This window comes from Butyricicoccus sp. AM32-19 (assembly GCF_003480365.1).
Taxonomy (GTDB): domain Bacteria; phylum Bacillota; class Clostridia; order Oscillospirales; family Butyricicoccaceae; genus Agathobaculum; species Agathobaculum butyriciproducens.
Window position 1 is genome coordinate 1 of sequence record NZ_QUIX01000027.1, and the last position, 14115, is coordinate 14115.

The following is a 14115-nucleotide window of genomic DNA, read 5'->3' on the forward strand; positions in this document are numbered from 1 at the left end:
ACAACGCCAATTTTCAAAATGCCCATTGGAATTCTCTCCTTATAGAAACGTGATTGTTTAATAGATACACTGCACTTACTGCCGCAAGTGCAGCGCATGGTATTACGGTTTACTGTGCAACTGCTTTGCCGTCCATCTGGCTCTTGAGGGTTGCCATGTAGTCCTCGGCGGTGGTGCTGTCGATGACATTGGTGCCGCAGTCAACAAAGCTGTCTACCTTTTCGCCGTTCAGATGTGCCACAACGGTCTTAACCGCCTGATAGCCCTGATCGTAGCCGCTCTGTGCAACGGTCATGGTCTCGCCGCCATCGAGGATGGACTGTGCTGCGGTGATATTGCCGTCAAAGCCGATGAAGATGGTCTTTGCATAAGCCGGATTGTTCGCTGCTGCACGCGCTGCCGCGATTGCACAGTCGTCATTGTGGCAGGCGATGATAGCCAGACCCTCCGGATGGCTCTGCATGATGCCTTCCATGCAGACGGTTGCCTTATCTGCTACGGCGTCTGCATACTGCACCTCGTCCGCGAGGAACGTGCCGCCTGCGCCGTCAATGCCTTCCTGGAAACCGGTGCGGCGTGCATCGGCGGTGGAGTCACCCTGAACACCCGCAATATAAGCTGCTTCGATCTTATCCCAGCCGGCTGCCTTGGCCGCCTCGACAGCCTTTGCGCCGCCGCTTGCCGCTGCATCCTTCTGGCCGATGCCGATGAACGAAATCTTCTCCGGTGCATTAAAGTCCGTATCGATTGCGAAGATGGGCATATCCGTGCCGCTCACCAGCGTGGTCGCCATATCGCCCTGAAGCGGTGCGATAATCATCGCGTCATACTTGTTGGCGTGCAGATCGGTTTCGATCATATTCTGCTGCTCGTCATAGGCGGTTTCCGAGGTCGCGCCCTTCATGTCGAGCACCGCGCCGGTCTCGGCCGCCGCTTTTTCAGCGCCTGCCATCATGTACTGGGTGTATTCGTTCGAGGTGGTCTTGAACACGATGGAAATGTTGTAATTGCCATCGCCGCCCTCAGCCTGAGAGCCGTTGCCGCCGGTGGAATCGGAGGACGAGCCGCAGCCTGCGAGCATGGATGTCATCAATGCGGAGGAAACAAACAGTGCGCCGATTTTCTTCAGATAGCTCATAATAAATTCTCCTTTACAGATCAAAAAATGTGACAAATGCTGGGGAATATGCTGTGAGATACTGCTGATTTTACGATATTAGAACTGTGCGTATTTTTCAACGTGTGCGCGGGTGACTTCTGCGGACTTCTTTACGTTCTCCTCCTGCGACATCTCATAGTATGCCGGACGGAAGATCTCGATGGTGCAGCAGTCGCCGTCAAAGCCGATCTTCTTGAGGGTATCTGCGTAGCGCGCATGAGGCAGGCAGTCGCCCTCGGCGCCCGGCCACAGACGCTTTTCGTCGTTGTTGTAATATGCGCCGCAGGGCATATCCTCGGTGCCGTTCAGGTGCCATACGAAAATCTTCTTGCCGTCTGCCTTTTCGAGCGTGTCCCAGCCGGAGCCCATTGCGTAGAAGTGGTACTGATCGAGCGTTACACCAACCAGCGGGCTGTTTACTTCCTCAACGATTGCGTAAGCGTCCTCGAAGCGGTTGATGGTCATGGACGGCTCGCCGCAGAACTCAAGGCTCAGGCGGATGCCATGCGGCTCGCACTTCTTAACCATTTCCTTGAGAACAGCAACTGCATCCTCGCGGATCTCCTTGCGGGTCGGGGTCAGGCCGCGCTCCTTCATGTCCTTGCTCGGTACGACAACGATCATCTTGCAGCCGAGGATGTTGCAGCGGCGAATGATCTCGTCCAGCTCAGCCATCACGGCGTCCTTTTCCTCCTGCGTCTGCTTCATGTTGAAGAAGCACAGCGCATTGTAGGAAAGCATCTTGAGGTGGTGGCTCTGGAACCATGCGCCCATCTCCTCGAGGGTGATCTTGCCGGCTTCCAGATCGCGGTTCAGGCACTCCGACTGAATGTCAATGCAGTCGAAGCCGTATTTCTCGCACAGCTCGAGGTCCATCATAACACTGTGGTTCTTGCAGAAACGGTCATTTGCTTCATTAAATCCGAGTTTCATGGTAATTGTTCTCCTTTTCTTTTCTCAATTAGGTTCTTGGTTGGACTTTATTATACTCATGCGGCAATGCCGATGGGCGAAAACAGAATGTAGATGCCGATCGCCAGAATGATACCGATGATACATACGATATGGCGATACTTCCACGGGGTCAAATCAACTGCGCCGACATCGGCCGGAACATATTCTTCTGTGCCGCGGTATTTGTTCAGATACCACATGATGGCAAATTCAACGACGAACAGCACAGCGATGGCGTACAGATAATGAATTGGCTCACCCGAGGTGGGGTAACAGGGCTTGATGATCATAAACGCGCCGTAAGCGATAACGTGAACAGCGGTGATGACCTTGGGCGCGTACTTCGGTGCCTTGCGGAAGATCAGCGCGCCGAGTACGGTGAACAGGATCGGCAGGGAAACGAACTGGCTCATAGAGTTGAGGAAGGTCGTGATGCCCTGTGCGAACATAACGAACGGTGCCACGCAGATAGCGACTGTACCGGCGCAGGTGCCGTAGATCTTGCCGACCTTGACGCACTGCATATCCGAAGCCTTCGGATTGATGGCGGTGCGGTACAGGTCGAGGGTAAACATGGTCGATGCGGAGTTGAGCACCGAGTTGAACGAGGACAGGATCGCGCCGAACAGAACAGCAGCGAAGAAGCCCATGACCGGCTTGGGAACAACGGCGGAAACCAGTGCCGGATAAGCAAAGTCGATCGCGGAGGAACCGGCCGCCGCTAGCTTGTCCTGAATGGACGGCAGGTGGTAAGCGATAACGCCCGGCAGTACCAGATAGAAGAAGCCGATGGTCTTGAGGAAACCGCAGTAGATCGCGCCCTTCTGACCTTCCTTCAGGCTCTTTGCAGCAAGTGCGCGCTGTACAAAGGACTGATTCGTGCACCACCAGTACAGGTTGTTGAAGAACATTCCCGTGAAGATGAGCGGCCACGGCAGAGCCGGTTCAGCAGCATCCCACGAAGCCCATGCGTTGAGCTTTTCGGGTTCGGTTTGTACGAGGTACTTGACACCTTCTACGAGACCGCCGCCGGTGGTCTCGTGACCCAGCAACGTCAGCGCGAGGAACGGGATCATCAGACCGCCGATGATAAGGCCGATGCCGTTGATGGTGTCGGATACGGCAACCGCCTTCAAACCGCCGAAGATGGCGTAGCAGCCGCCGATAATGCCGATAACGACACACAGAATTGCAACAGCCTGGAACTTGCTGATGCCGAAGATACCGGAAATATCGAAGATATTCTCAAATACAACTGCACCGGAGTAAAGGATGACCGGCAGATTGAGGATGGAGTACATCACAACGATGACGAACGAGAACATCAGCTTGGTGCCGCGGCCAAAGCGTGCTTCCATCAGCTGCGGGATGGTGGTCGTGCCCATTTTGAGGTAGGTCGGCAGGAACCACAATGCCAGTGCAAACAGCGTGAACAGTGCACCGACCTCCCAGCCGATCGGACTCATATTGGAAGCCCAGCCCTGACCGTTTGTGCCGACCAGCTGTTCTGCGGACAGGTTGGTCAGCAGCAGCGAGCCTGCAATGACAATACCCGGCAGTCCGCGCCCCGCGAGGAAGTATCCCTCGGCGGTGTCGAGCTTGTCATCTCTGGTCTTCCACGCTGAAATGACTGCCACCATGACGGTGAAAAACAGGAAGCTCAGCGCGATCCAGATCATGGAACTGAAAAATGACATTTTGTTTCTCTCACTCTCTTTTGGGGAATTTTTCGGTTTTGTGAATGGCCTTGTTCACTTGACAATCACAGAATATCACAGTGGATTTCCGGTTGCAATAGCTTGGGCGCACTATCATTTATCCGTGCATTATATCGTGATTGTGCATATTAAGATTGCGAGTGTTTACGATATTATGCACAAAAATGACGCTATCATTGTATCATTGGCGATGTGCAGCACAACATTTTCGTGCAGATGTAACATCTGGCGCACGACTGTATTTTATGATATAGTATAAGTACAGATAACGCAGGAGAGTGATTTTATGGTAACGATGCAGCAGATTGCTGACCGCTGCGGGGTGTCGCGCGGAACGGTGGACCGCGCCCTGCACCACAAGGAGGGTGTACGCGAGGAAGTTGCGGAGCGCATCCGCGCGACGGCGCGCGAAATGGGCTATATCTCAAACCGCCTCGTCATGCAGCAGATGCAGCAGTGGAAGATCGGCGTGGTGCTCCACTCCGACCATTCGCCCTTCGTGCAGATGCTGTGCGAGCTGTTCGAGAGCTTTTCCGAGCGTGAGCTTCTCCCGAACATCACGGTCATTGTGCGCGCGATGCAGGACACGGATGTGCAGCATCAGCTGACGCTGATCGATGAGCTGGTAACGACCGAGCACATCGACGGCCTCGCGCTCATGCCGCTCGCGAACACGCTCGTGCGCGACAGGATAAACACGCTCAGTGAGCAGCAGGGCATCCCTGTCGTGACGCTCAATACGGACATCACCGACGCGAACCGTATCGCCTATGTCGGCACGGACAACATCGCGAGCGGCCGCGCCGCCGCTGCGCTGCTCGGCATGGTCATGCAGGGGCACGGCAGCGTGCTGCCGATTCTGGGGCAGCGCAGCGGTCACTATGCCGACTCGCAGCGTTTTACCGGCTTCAGCACCGAAATGGCGGAGAGTTTTCCGGATATCCGGGTTCTGCACCCGGAATGCTCGTTCCTCGACGAAAGCCTTTCCGAGCGCATCGCTATGCGCGCCATTCAGTCGGACAGCGAGCTGCGCGGCATCTATCTGACCTCCGCAGGACGGGAGGGCGTTTACCGCGCCGTGCACGCCGCACATCGCAGCGAAAAGCTGCACATCGTCGTTCACGATATCACCGAGGGCAACATCAAAATGGTCAAAAACGGTACGGTCGATTTCATCATCGGGCAGGACGTCAAAACACAGGGCACGCTCCCAATCCGTCTGCTCTACGACTACCTTGAGCGCCATCAGTTCCCCAAAGAGCGCATGAATATGACGGATATTACGATTAAATTCCGCGGAAATGTGTAAAAATTCATGCTTTTTTCAAATAGATTGCAAGACCATAAAAAGAGCGTATAGCAATTTCAAGCTATACGCTCTGAGACTGTCGAAAAACTTTGTTTTTCCGACAATCTGTGTTTTGACTTCGCAAAACACGGACGTCCGAAAGTTCCCATTCGGAAACTTTCTCCCTCTTAAAGTATAAAAACCGAGGTACACGCCCCCGATTTTTATGAATTTGCTTTGAAATTCTATTAAATGCGTGCTACCGCACGAAGCGTAAAAATTAAAATAATACTTTTTTGACAGACTGAGAGCGTATAGCAATTTCAAGCTATACGCTCTCGTTTTATTTTACTAATAATAAACCAATATTTTTATTATACACTTGTTCCGAGAAAACTGCGGTGTTTTGAATAATATACAAGCAAAATCTTGCTGTATTCGTCTTTAATATCCAAAGTTTTGCGAGATTCGTTGAGCTATTCCGATTTGTACTCTCCGACGGCACCGTTCCGTGCCATCGGCGTACGCGCTGCGCGCCGCGCAGGCGTAGAATCGTTAGAAACAGCATAAAGTTATATCTAATGATAATATAACGAAAAGTAATCTATAATAAAGAAAGAAAATATAACAATAAGTATAAGAAAATACAAATTGACAATAAAAACTCGTAGATATATAATTAGAAAGCGAACTGTTTGAATTAGAACAAAGGAGAACGCAATGGAATTTTCCACCCATTACCTGCTCATGGCTGACCATGCCATGCTGCAGAAACTTGTCATGTCACGCATCAAACCGCTCGGTCTGACCACCGGCCAGCCTAAAGTGTTGGACTTTCTGCAGGATCACGACGGCGCCATGCAAAAGGATATCGCCCAAGGCTGCCATATCGAGCCGTCCTCGCTTTCTACTATCCTCGGGGGAATGGAACGCGCCGGACTGCTCGAACGCAGCACACGCGACGAAAACCGCCGTACGGTGTATGTCCGCCTGACCGACCTCGGCCGGGAGCAGTGCCGCCGCTTGAATGCTATCTTTGCAGCCGCAGAAGAGGAGGCGCTGCGCGGCTTCTCACCGCAGGAGATGCAGCAGGTACAGACCCTGCTCGAGCGTATTTATCGCAATCTAAACAACTAAAAGGGGATAAAATAGGCATGAAAGGCTCTAAACTCGGTATTCGGCTGCTGTATTACTTCGGCGGCTTCTTCGTCATGACTATCGGCATTGCACTGTCGGTCAAGTCCAATCTCGGCGTGTCGCCGGTCAGCTCCATCCCATACACCATGACCTGTGTATGGGGCATTGAGATGGGCGTTGCGACCGTCATTTTCCACGTTATTCTGGTCATCCTGCAAATGCTGCTGATGCGCCGCCGCTTTGAATGCAAAAATCTGCTGCAGATTCCGGTCGGCATGGTGTTCGGCGCATTCACAACCACCTGCAACACGCTCGCGGCGATATTTCCATCGACGGACAACCTGATTATCCGTTTGCTGATGTGCTGGATTGCCACTGTTTTCGTTGCAATCGGCATCTTTTTCTACGTTCCGGCGGACATTATGCCGCTGGCCGGTGAAGGCGCGATGCTGGCCATCTCCACGCTGACAGGCAAGCCGTTCCCGACCGTCAAGATCGCGTTTGATGTGTCCATGGTCATCATTTCGCTCATCACCTGCCTGATCTTCCTGCACGGACTGGGCAGCGTCGGCATCGGTACGGTTATCGCGGCGCTGCTTGTCGGTATCGAGCTGCGCATGATTACGCATCGGTTTGGTCGCTGGCGCGATAAGCTGCTCGGCAAACAATCTGAAATCTGAGGCAACACCGCAAAATTCCTCGCAAATCGCTCTTGTTCAATTATGCGGTGTTGCCTAAAAATCCCTCTCTTTCTCGCAAAAAAGAGAGGGATTTGTTTATGTTCTGCGCATTTTCAGCAGCCGGATATCATCGCCGAAGAACCGCAGCGGCAGAAACTCGCCGAGCAGGCGGGAGGCCACGGCAGGCGAGTATTTCTCGCTGAGCGTTTCCGGCAGCAAGTTGGTGTTGATGATCATGGGGCGCTTAGCCATCAGGCGGTTGTTGATCAGGTTGTACAGCGCGGAAACCGTGAAGGCGGTGCCCATTTCGGTGCCCATATCGTCGATAATGAGCAGGTCGGCGCGCTCATAGCGTGCAGCGCGTTCTGCGGCGGCTTCGCCGTCACCGGAGCCGAACTTGATGGTCTCATACGCGGCAACAATGTTGATGGCGGTGTCGTAGGCCACGGAAAATCCGCGTGCGGAGACCGCCTCGGCAATGCAGGTAGAGAGAAAGGTCTTGCCCAGACCGGTCGAGCCAAACAGCAGCAGATTGGGGGAATCCTTGCCGAATTTTGCGGCATAAGCCTTGCATTCGCCCAGATTATATTCCATATTTTCGCGCGGCGAAATACCGCTGCGGCCATCTGGGCGGGTGGAGTAAAAGCTCATGTCGAACTTGGAAAAGTTCTGATCGGCAATCGGCAGCACTGAGGAAAGCTGCTCCTTGAGCAGCTTGGCGTAGCGCGCCTTGACGCACTCGCAGGTCGCACTGCCGGCGTAGCCGGTGTCGCCGCATTTTGGGCACAGCGGCTTGTCGGTCAGATAATCGGCGGGAAGTCCAAGCTGCCGGAGCAGGTCGCCGCGTTCCTCCTGCAGACCAAGATTGCGGTCGCGCAGCTTCTCGATTGCAGCCGTCGGGTCTCCGCCGGACTCCATTGCGGCCCGCAGAACAGACGCTGCCGTGGTGCTCAGCTCGCGGTCGATTGCGCGGATACGCGGCTCGCGTGTGTAAATCTCACGCCGGCGCGCTTCCAGCTCCTCGGTGTGAGCCGTGCGCTCGCGTTCCAGCTCGCGCCGTGCGGCGGCGAGCAGTTTTTTATCGTATGCCATAGGTTATTCCTCCGTGTTGCGGCGATGACTGCGCACGCGTGCAGCCCAGTCCTGCTCCCAAGCGGCGAGCGTGGCGCTGTCGGTCGGCTGTGCGGGTGTCTGACCGACGGCGGCAGGCACGGCAGACACGGCAGACGTGCGGGTTTCCGGCTCGAGAGCGGTGATTTCGCTGACCGTATGTACGCCCGCATTGTCCCATCGGCGCAGAATGCCGAGCGTGTAATCCAGACTTTTGTGTCCCTGCTTTTGACCGGTGCGGTGCACCGCCAGCTCCACTGCGTCGGCAGGGAAGCCGTGCGCCAGTGCAAAGCGGCAGACGCGCTGCTCCTTGGGCGCGGGCTGCTCGGTATCCGCACCGAGTGCACGGTAGATCGCCTCGCTGAGCGGTTTTTCGTCCGCACGGCGTGTCAGGTACTGCTGGGCCGCCTGCGCGGTGACAATGCCCATATCGGCCCACTGGTTGGCTTCGCGGCGCAGATCGGTCGTGCGGACCGTTCCCTTTTCGCTTTTCAGATAGCTGAGCAACTCAATCGTTGCACCTGCGTCCAGACCGAGATAGTCGTAAATGGTCAGCAGACAGCGCAGCTGACCCTCAGTCAGCGCACGGCCTGTAATGCCCTCTGCTGCATCGCAAAGGCCGGAGAAGGTCTGGTCGTCCAGACGGGCACGGCGCAGCTCATCGCCGGTGTAGCGCGGCGCTTCGGCGGATTTGTCGGTTGCTGCTTTGGTTTTTTCCGTCGGCGCGATCAGGTTGTTGAGCGTGAATGCCGCACGTTCGTAGCGGTCGGCGCTCAGACGCAGGGCGCGCGCTGCAGCGGAGCCGTCCGTGCCGCCGTGCCGCAGGATATAAAGATACAGCAGCGCCGCATCGCCGTCGCCGACCGCGATCAGCTTGTCGAGCATGTCGCAGCGTGCTACGCGCAGTTCGCCCTCGGGCAGCAGCACAGAGGTCATGGGCTTGTCCTTCTTTCCGGTGGATTTTGGTGTACCCCTCATTATAGCATAAATCCCTCTTCATTTGAAGAGGGAAGAATTGCAGAGAGTAACAGAATATGTGCCACAATAAAAGCAGAAAACCGAGGAAACTCTTGGTTTTCTTCGTAAACTGGTGAGAGCGTAGCCGCCATCGGCTGCGCTCTTTTGCTATCTTCATTATAGCGGTTTTAAGGGGGAAGTCAATATGGGTTTATTTGCGTGATTTGCGGTGATTATCATCATATAAACCGAGATATTGCCGTTGAATTGTCCGCTTACGCAGGCAAATCACGGTTCGGCGAAGCTGACTGCAGCCTTCGCAGATATCTTTGCTCCAAGAGAGTGCAACATCCCATTTGGTATAGCAGGTGCCCTCCAGACGGTTGAGACAATCCAGACAAAATTCAGCCATAAGCTCACCTCACACACATTATACTCAATATATTGGGCATAGTCAATATATTAGGTCGTGTTATGTTGTGCGTGAGGTGATCGTACATGATCAGTTACGCTCCGTTTTACCGGACGCTTTTAGAAAAAGGCGTTACAGAATACCATTTAATTTACAAACAGGGCTTTTCCGCCAATATTCTGCACCGCATGAAGCACGGTAAAACAATCACACTGAAAACGCTGGATACATTGTGCTTTATCCTAAACTGCAGTGTTTCGGACATTATCGAGTATATCCCGGATGAATAAAAAGGCTTCGGAGCCACGCTCCGAAGCCTTTTTCCCTTATTTCAGCCGAAATTCAATTACAGAATCTTCTCTTCCGGCTTAACGTCCTTCATGGACAGGTTTACACGGCCCTTGTCGTCGATCTCCATGACCTTGACCCAAACCATGTCGCCTTCCTTGACAGCGTCCTCGACCTTCTCGATGCGGTGGTCAGCCATCTTGGAGATGTGAACCATGCCGTCCTTGCCCGGCAGCAGGTTTACGAATGCGCCGAAGTTCATCAGACGAACGACCTTGCCGTAGTAGATCTCGCCCGGCTCCGGCTCCTTGACGATCGCTTCGATCATCTTCTTCGCCTTGTCTGCATCGGTAGCCTTAACGGCAGCGATGGTAACGGTACCGTCATCCTCGATGTCAACCTTTGCACCGGACTCAGCAACGATGTTCTGGATTACAGAACCGCCCTTGCCGATAACCTCGCGGATCTTGTCCGGATTGATGTGCATGGTGGTCATCTTCGGTGCCCAGTCGGAAACGTCCTCACGCGGCTGCGGGATAGCCTTGAGCATGATCTCGTCCAGAATGCCGTAGCGGGCTACGCGGCACTTCTCAAACGCCTGCTTGATGATGTTCGGGGTCAGACCGTCAACCTTGATATCAACCTGAATAGCGGTGATACCCTTCTTGGTACCTGCTACCTTAAAGTCCATATCGCCGTAGAAGTCCTCAACGCCCTGGATATCGGTGAAGGTGGTCTCCTGACCGCCGTCGGTGATCAGACCGCAGGAAATACCGGCAACCGGTGCCTTGATCGGAACACCGGCGTCCATCAGAGCCAGCGTGGAACCGCAGACAGAGCCCTGAGAGGTGGAGCCGTTGGAGGAAATAACCTCGGAAACCAGACGCAGAGCGTACGGGAACTCGCTTACCGGCGGGATAACCGGCAGCAGAGCACGCTCAGCCAGTGCGCCGTGACCGATCTCACGACGGCCGGGACCGCGGGACGGACGGGTTTCGCCAACAGAGAAGGACGGGAAGTTGTAGTGGTGGATATAGCGCTTTTCCTTCTCTTCGAAGATGGTGTCCAGCTCCTGCGCATCGCCCAGAGTGCCCAGGGTGCAGAGGGTCAGAACCTGAGTCTGACCGCGGGTGAACATGCCGGAACCGTGTACGCGCGGCAGAACGTGAACCTCGGCAGCCAGCGGACGAACCTCTTCCATGCCGCGGCCATCTACGCGCTTGCCGTTTGCCAGCCAGCGGCGAACGATCTTCTTCTGCAGCTTGTCTACGCACTCGCCAAGGTTAGCGCCGTGCTCTTCCTTGTACTCTTCGTCCAGAGTTGCTTCAAACTCGTCAACGATAGCGCGCACGCCGGCGTCACGAACGGTCTTGTCGTCGGTATCCATAGCAACCTCGAACTTGTCGTTGCAGGCTGCCTCGAGCTTGTCGAACAGGTCGTGGTCGATGTCATGATGCTCATACTCGAACTTCGGCTTGCCGATCTCGTCCTTGATGGACTGGATGAATGCGCAAACCTTCTTCAGCTCCTCATGTGCTTCCATGAGTGCGTTGAACATATCGTCCTCCGGAACTTCCTGTGCACCGGCCTCGATCATAACGATCTTGTCCTTGGTAGCACACAGGGTAACGTCCATCTCGGATACCTTGCGCTGCTCGGAGGTCGGGTTGATAACGGTCTTGCCGTCAACGATGCCAACCTGGCAACCGGCTACAACGTAGTCGAACGGAATATCAGAGATAGAAACTGCGATGGAAGCGCCCAGCAGAGCAACTACCTCCGGAGAGTTGTCGTAGTCGTTCTCCAGAACGGTGCAGACGATGGAGACGTCGTTGCGCAGGTCCTTCGGGAACAGCGGACGCATCGGACGGTCGATCTGACGAGAGGACAGGATCGCCTTCTCGGACGGACGGCCCTCACGGCGCATGAACGAGCCGGGAATGCGGCCTACTGCGTACATACGCTCCTCAAAGTCAACGGAGAGCGGGAAAAAGTCGATGCCGTCACGCGGCTTAGCGGATGCGGTAGCAGTAACGAGAACAGCGGTCTCGCCGTAGCGAACCAGGCAGGAGCCGTTAGCGAGCTGTGCCATCTTGCCGGTCTCGACGGTCAGCTTGCGGCCGGCGATCTCGGTCTCAAAAACGCGGTAGTTTTTGAAGTCAAAGTGGTTGATGTTTGCCATTTTGTTTCCTCCTTTAATCGTTTGGGGAGGGCGGCAGCAGCTTTTTTAGCACTTGAAACAAAAACCAAGCGGAATGGAAAATGGAGAATGCAGAATTGCTGTATTGCGCACTGCGCGATAATTGAATAAGCGCGTAGCGCAACTAGCGCAGCGCGGACGGAACTCGCGCAAGGAGAGCGCTATTTTCCATTTTCAATTCTCAATTTTCAATTCCGGATCATGCTCTGCATGATTTGGTCTCTCTTTCAACTGCTAAAAAGCGATAATGCCGCCCAGCTTAAAATACAGAAACAGGGGAGCAGACTGCTCCCCTATTTTCGCATTTTCTTACTTACGGATACCCAGCTTAGCGATCAGGGCACGGTAACGGTTGATGTCCTTCTTCTGCAGGTAAGCCAGCATAGAACGACGCTGACCAACCATCTTCAGCAGACCGCGGCGAGAGTGGTTATCCTTCTTGTGTACCTTCAGGTGCTCGGTCAGCTCCTTGATGCGGGCGGTCAGGATTGCAACCTGAACCTCCGGGGAACCGGTGTCGGTAGCGTGGGTACGGTTTGCCTCGATAACGGCAGTCTTGTCTTCCTTACGGATCATGTCGGTAGTTCACCTTTCATAAATAAAATTTTACTCACCCACAGGCCGGGCCGCGGCTTGGTGAATGGAGGCGATAAGAACGCTCCCTTTGTCCGTCAGCTAAGCGCGGGGCGAAAGTATATTTATATTACCATGAAAATGACTGTTTGTAAAGCGATTTTCGCGGATTTCAGCATAAAATCTCGAAAGCAGACGCGCGTTTGACGAAAAAACAGGCATGTTTTTGTACAAGTTGTCAGTTTCTGCGGAATACTGCTGCGTGAATTGTCGGATTGTACAATTATGAATGAATTGTAAATGCGATTTTGGCACATTTGAATCTTGTCCGGCGAGAGGCAGAGTGCTATAATTACTACCATCATCGGTGGAGGGCTTGAGAGTTCTTCTCGCTCGCTGCCGTTTTTATTTATTGCTAAGAAACGCGACGGGGCGGTGCAGCAGCGCGGCCTGATGTCGCGTTTTTATTCGTTTTGGGGTACTTTTTCCGAATGGGAAAAACGGGGGCGCATACCTGTTTTCTGCACCGGCTGGGCGGGATGCCCGAACCGCGCAGGCGGTTCGTCCTGACGGGCGGAAAATTTCTCGCTGCACCTCAGCGGGGAGTGCGCCGTCTGCGGACGGCGGGGACGTTGCGGTGCCCACCGCGGGGGCAAAAAGGAAGGGACACCTGCGGTTTCCCTTCCTCTTTGAACTCCTATCTTTCCCTTATTCGGACAGCACGGCGGCAATCAGAGAGCGGCGACCGCTTCGGAATAGGGGAACGGCAGTCGGGTTACTCTTGCGTAGGAACGCGCATTACGCGTCCATTACTCGACCTATACGCAGTTCTCGGATGCCGTTCTGCTACACATACCGGCAACTCTACGCAGACGCGACACAAGGTGAATTGCCCGAAGGGCAAGAGAAGGTCCCCTGGGGGATAACAGTGTCGCGCAACTCGTTTGCGCGTTATTTCGCATAGCACCTGCGAAGTTTATATGCCGCTAATGCTTTACCGGAGGGGAGGGATGAACTCATCACTCCGCGTGTTGGCGAATTTCATTGATTTGATCAACCTGCACTTACAAATGACCGTAGGGGCGCACATTGTGCGTCCTTTTTCCGTTCTGCACAAACAAAACAGGAGGAATGGACATGAAGCGGATTAAGGCGGCGTGCATTTGTCAGACCCTGCATTTCCAGCTGAAGGAGGATTTGGAGCACAGTATTGCGGTGCGCCTGGTGCGCGAGGAAGTCGAGCACTACAAGCAGGCACTGGAGCGGAACCGCACGCGCTATAAGATCGTAGACGAGGCGGAGCAGGAGGATGGTTCGGTAGTCATTCGTATCATCAAGCAGTACAACCGGAGTCTGGTAGGCGATTATCTGGATTGAAAAGAGCCTGTCTGCAGCGCAGACAGGCTCTTTCTCTTTATTTTGTGCCGAAAAAAGCCGCAGAGCAATGCTCTGCGGCTTTTCTTATACAATCAGAAGCAGCGTGCTGCGCTTTCCGCGGGCATGGCGGATATTGCAAGCGGGGCTCCAAAACCCGCCGCAAACCGGGAGGTCGCAGGCAGTACGGCGCTTCAAAAAGCAATCAGATGATTACTTAGACTCCTTAGCAGCCTTGATTGCGTCGATCATCATCGGAACAACC

At 54.3% G+C, this 14115-nt stretch carries 12 protein-coding genes; 5 read left to right on the top strand and 7 right to left on the bottom strand.

Annotation, left to right across the window (positions count from 1 at the left end):
- Positions 1-109: 109 nt before the first annotated feature.
- The 3 genes from DW806_RS14505 to DW806_RS14515 form a co-directional block, all read right to left on the bottom strand.
- Positions 110-1138 carry a sugar ABC transporter substrate-binding protein gene (locus tag DW806_RS14505; RefSeq protein ID WP_243022785.1) on the bottom strand — a complete coding sequence of 343 codons (1029 nt, stop codon included), beginning with the start codon at positions 1136-1138 and terminating at the stop codon, positions 110-112.
- Between the two features lie 78 nt (positions 1139-1216).
- Entirely contained in the window at positions 1217-2092 is an 876-nt protein-coding gene (locus DW806_RS14510; protein WP_117492511.1) for a sugar phosphate isomerase/epimerase family protein, read from the bottom strand.
- Positions 2093-2148: 56 nt separating this feature from the next.
- Positions 2149-3810, bottom strand: coding sequence for a solute:sodium symporter family transporter (locus tag DW806_RS14515; protein WP_243022786.1), 1662 nt, complete (start codon positions 3808-3810; stop codon positions 2149-2151).
- Positions 3811-4117: 307 nt separating this feature from the next.
- Here DW806_RS14515 and DW806_RS14525 point away from each other — a divergent pair, with 307 nt between their 5' ends.
- The 3 genes from DW806_RS14525 to DW806_RS14540 all read left to right on the top strand — a co-directional run bounded on the left by DW806_RS14525 (position 4118) and on the right by DW806_RS14540 (position 6936).
- On the top strand, positions 4118-5140 hold the full coding sequence (locus DW806_RS14525) for a LacI family DNA-binding transcriptional regulator (protein ID WP_118730408.1): 1023 nt from the start codon (positions 4118-4120) through the stop codon (positions 5138-5140).
- 699 nt (positions 5141-5839) lie between these two features.
- Positions 5840-6256 (top strand): MarR family winged helix-turn-helix transcriptional regulator, encoded by a 417-nt coding sequence (locus tag DW806_RS14535; protein WP_117492503.1) that lies wholly within the window; start codon positions 5840-5842, stop codon positions 6254-6256.
- 17 nt (positions 6257-6273) lie between these two features.
- Positions 6274-6936 carry a YczE/YyaS/YitT family protein gene (locus DW806_RS14540; RefSeq protein ID WP_118730410.1) on the top strand — a complete coding sequence of 221 codons (663 nt, stop codon included), beginning with the start codon at positions 6274-6276 and terminating at the stop codon, positions 6934-6936.
- Positions 6937-7032: 96 nt separating this feature from the next.
- Here the strand turns inward: DW806_RS14540 and DW806_RS14545 are convergent, their stop codons facing one another.
- Both DW806_RS14545 and DW806_RS14550 read right to left on the bottom strand, forming a co-directional pair.
- The gene (locus tag DW806_RS14545; protein ID WP_118730411.1) at positions 7033-8028 is read right to left on the bottom strand and encodes an ATP-binding protein; all 996 of its coding nucleotides are present in this window, start codon (positions 8026-8028) and stop codon (positions 7033-7035) included.
- A 3-nt stretch (positions 8029-8031) separates the two neighbouring features.
- Positions 8032-9024, bottom strand: a complete 993-nt coding sequence (locus tag DW806_RS14550; protein ID WP_116705663.1) for a DnaD domain protein — start codon at positions 9022-9024, stop codon at positions 8032-8034.
- Positions 9025-9501: 477 nt separating this feature from the next.
- Between DW806_RS14550 and DW806_RS14555 the strand changes: the two genes are divergently transcribed.
- Positions 9502-9705, top strand: coding sequence for a helix-turn-helix domain-containing protein (locus DW806_RS14555; protein WP_110435853.1), 204 nt, complete (start codon positions 9502-9504; stop codon positions 9703-9705).
- Positions 9706-9761: 56 nt separating this feature from the next.
- Here DW806_RS14555 and DW806_RS14560 read toward each other — a convergent pair whose 3' ends face one another.
- Positions 9762-11885, bottom strand: coding sequence for a polyribonucleotide nucleotidyltransferase (locus DW806_RS14560; protein ID WP_118361866.1), 2124 nt, complete (start codon positions 11883-11885; stop codon positions 9762-9764).
- A 327-nt stretch (positions 11886-12212) separates the two neighbouring features.
- Positions 12213-12479 (bottom strand): 30S ribosomal protein S15, encoded by a 267-nt coding sequence (gene rpsO, locus DW806_RS14565; RefSeq protein ID WP_110435855.1) that lies wholly within the window; start codon positions 12477-12479, stop codon positions 12213-12215.
- A 1134-nt stretch (positions 12480-13613) separates the two neighbouring features.
- Here rpsO and DW806_RS14570 point away from each other — a divergent pair.
- Positions 13614-13853 (top strand): hypothetical protein, encoded by a 240-nt coding sequence (locus DW806_RS14570; protein ID WP_118730412.1) that lies wholly within the window; start codon positions 13614-13616, stop codon positions 13851-13853.
- Positions 13854-14115: the final 262 nt, after the last annotated feature.

Coding starts and splice junctions, on each gene's coding strand:
- DW806_RS14505 (WP_243022785.1), bottom strand. CDS start 1,138: ATGAGCTATCTGAAGAAAATCGGCGCACTGTTTGTTTCCTCCGCATTG.
- DW806_RS14510 (WP_117492511.1), bottom strand. CDS start 2,092: ATGAAACTCGGATTTAATGAAGCAAATGACCGTTTCTGCAAGAACCAC.
- DW806_RS14515 (WP_243022786.1), bottom strand. CDS start 3,810: ATGTCATTTTTCAGTTCCATGATCTGGATCGCGCTGAGCTTCCTGTTT.
- DW806_RS14525 (WP_118730408.1), top strand. CDS start 4,118: ATGGTAACGATGCAGCAGATTGCTGACCGCTGCGGGGTGTCGCGCGGA.
- DW806_RS14535 (WP_117492503.1), top strand. CDS start 5,840: ATGGAATTTTCCACCCATTACCTGCTCATGGCTGACCATGCCATGCTG.
- DW806_RS14540 (WP_118730410.1), top strand. CDS start 6,274: ATGAAAGGCTCTAAACTCGGTATTCGGCTGCTGTATTACTTCGGCGGC.
- DW806_RS14545 (WP_118730411.1), bottom strand. CDS start 8,028: ATGGCATACGATAAAAAACTGCTCGCCGCCGCACGGCGCGAGCTGGAA.
- DW806_RS14550 (WP_116705663.1), bottom strand. CDS start 9,024: ATGAGGGGTACACCAAAATCCACCGGAAAGAAGGACAAGCCCATGACC.
- DW806_RS14555 (WP_110435853.1), top strand. CDS start 9,502: ATGATCAGTTACGCTCCGTTTTACCGGACGCTTTTAGAAAAAGGCGTT.
- DW806_RS14560 (WP_118361866.1), bottom strand. CDS start 11,885: ATGGCAAACATCAACCACTTTGACTTCAAAAACTACCGCGTTTTTGAG.
- rpsO (WP_110435855.1), bottom strand. CDS start 12,479: ATGATCCGTAAGGAAGACAAGACTGCCGTTATCGAGGCAAACCGTACC.
- DW806_RS14570 (WP_118730412.1), top strand. CDS start 13,614: ATGAAGCGGATTAAGGCGGCGTGCATTTGTCAGACCCTGCATTTCCAG.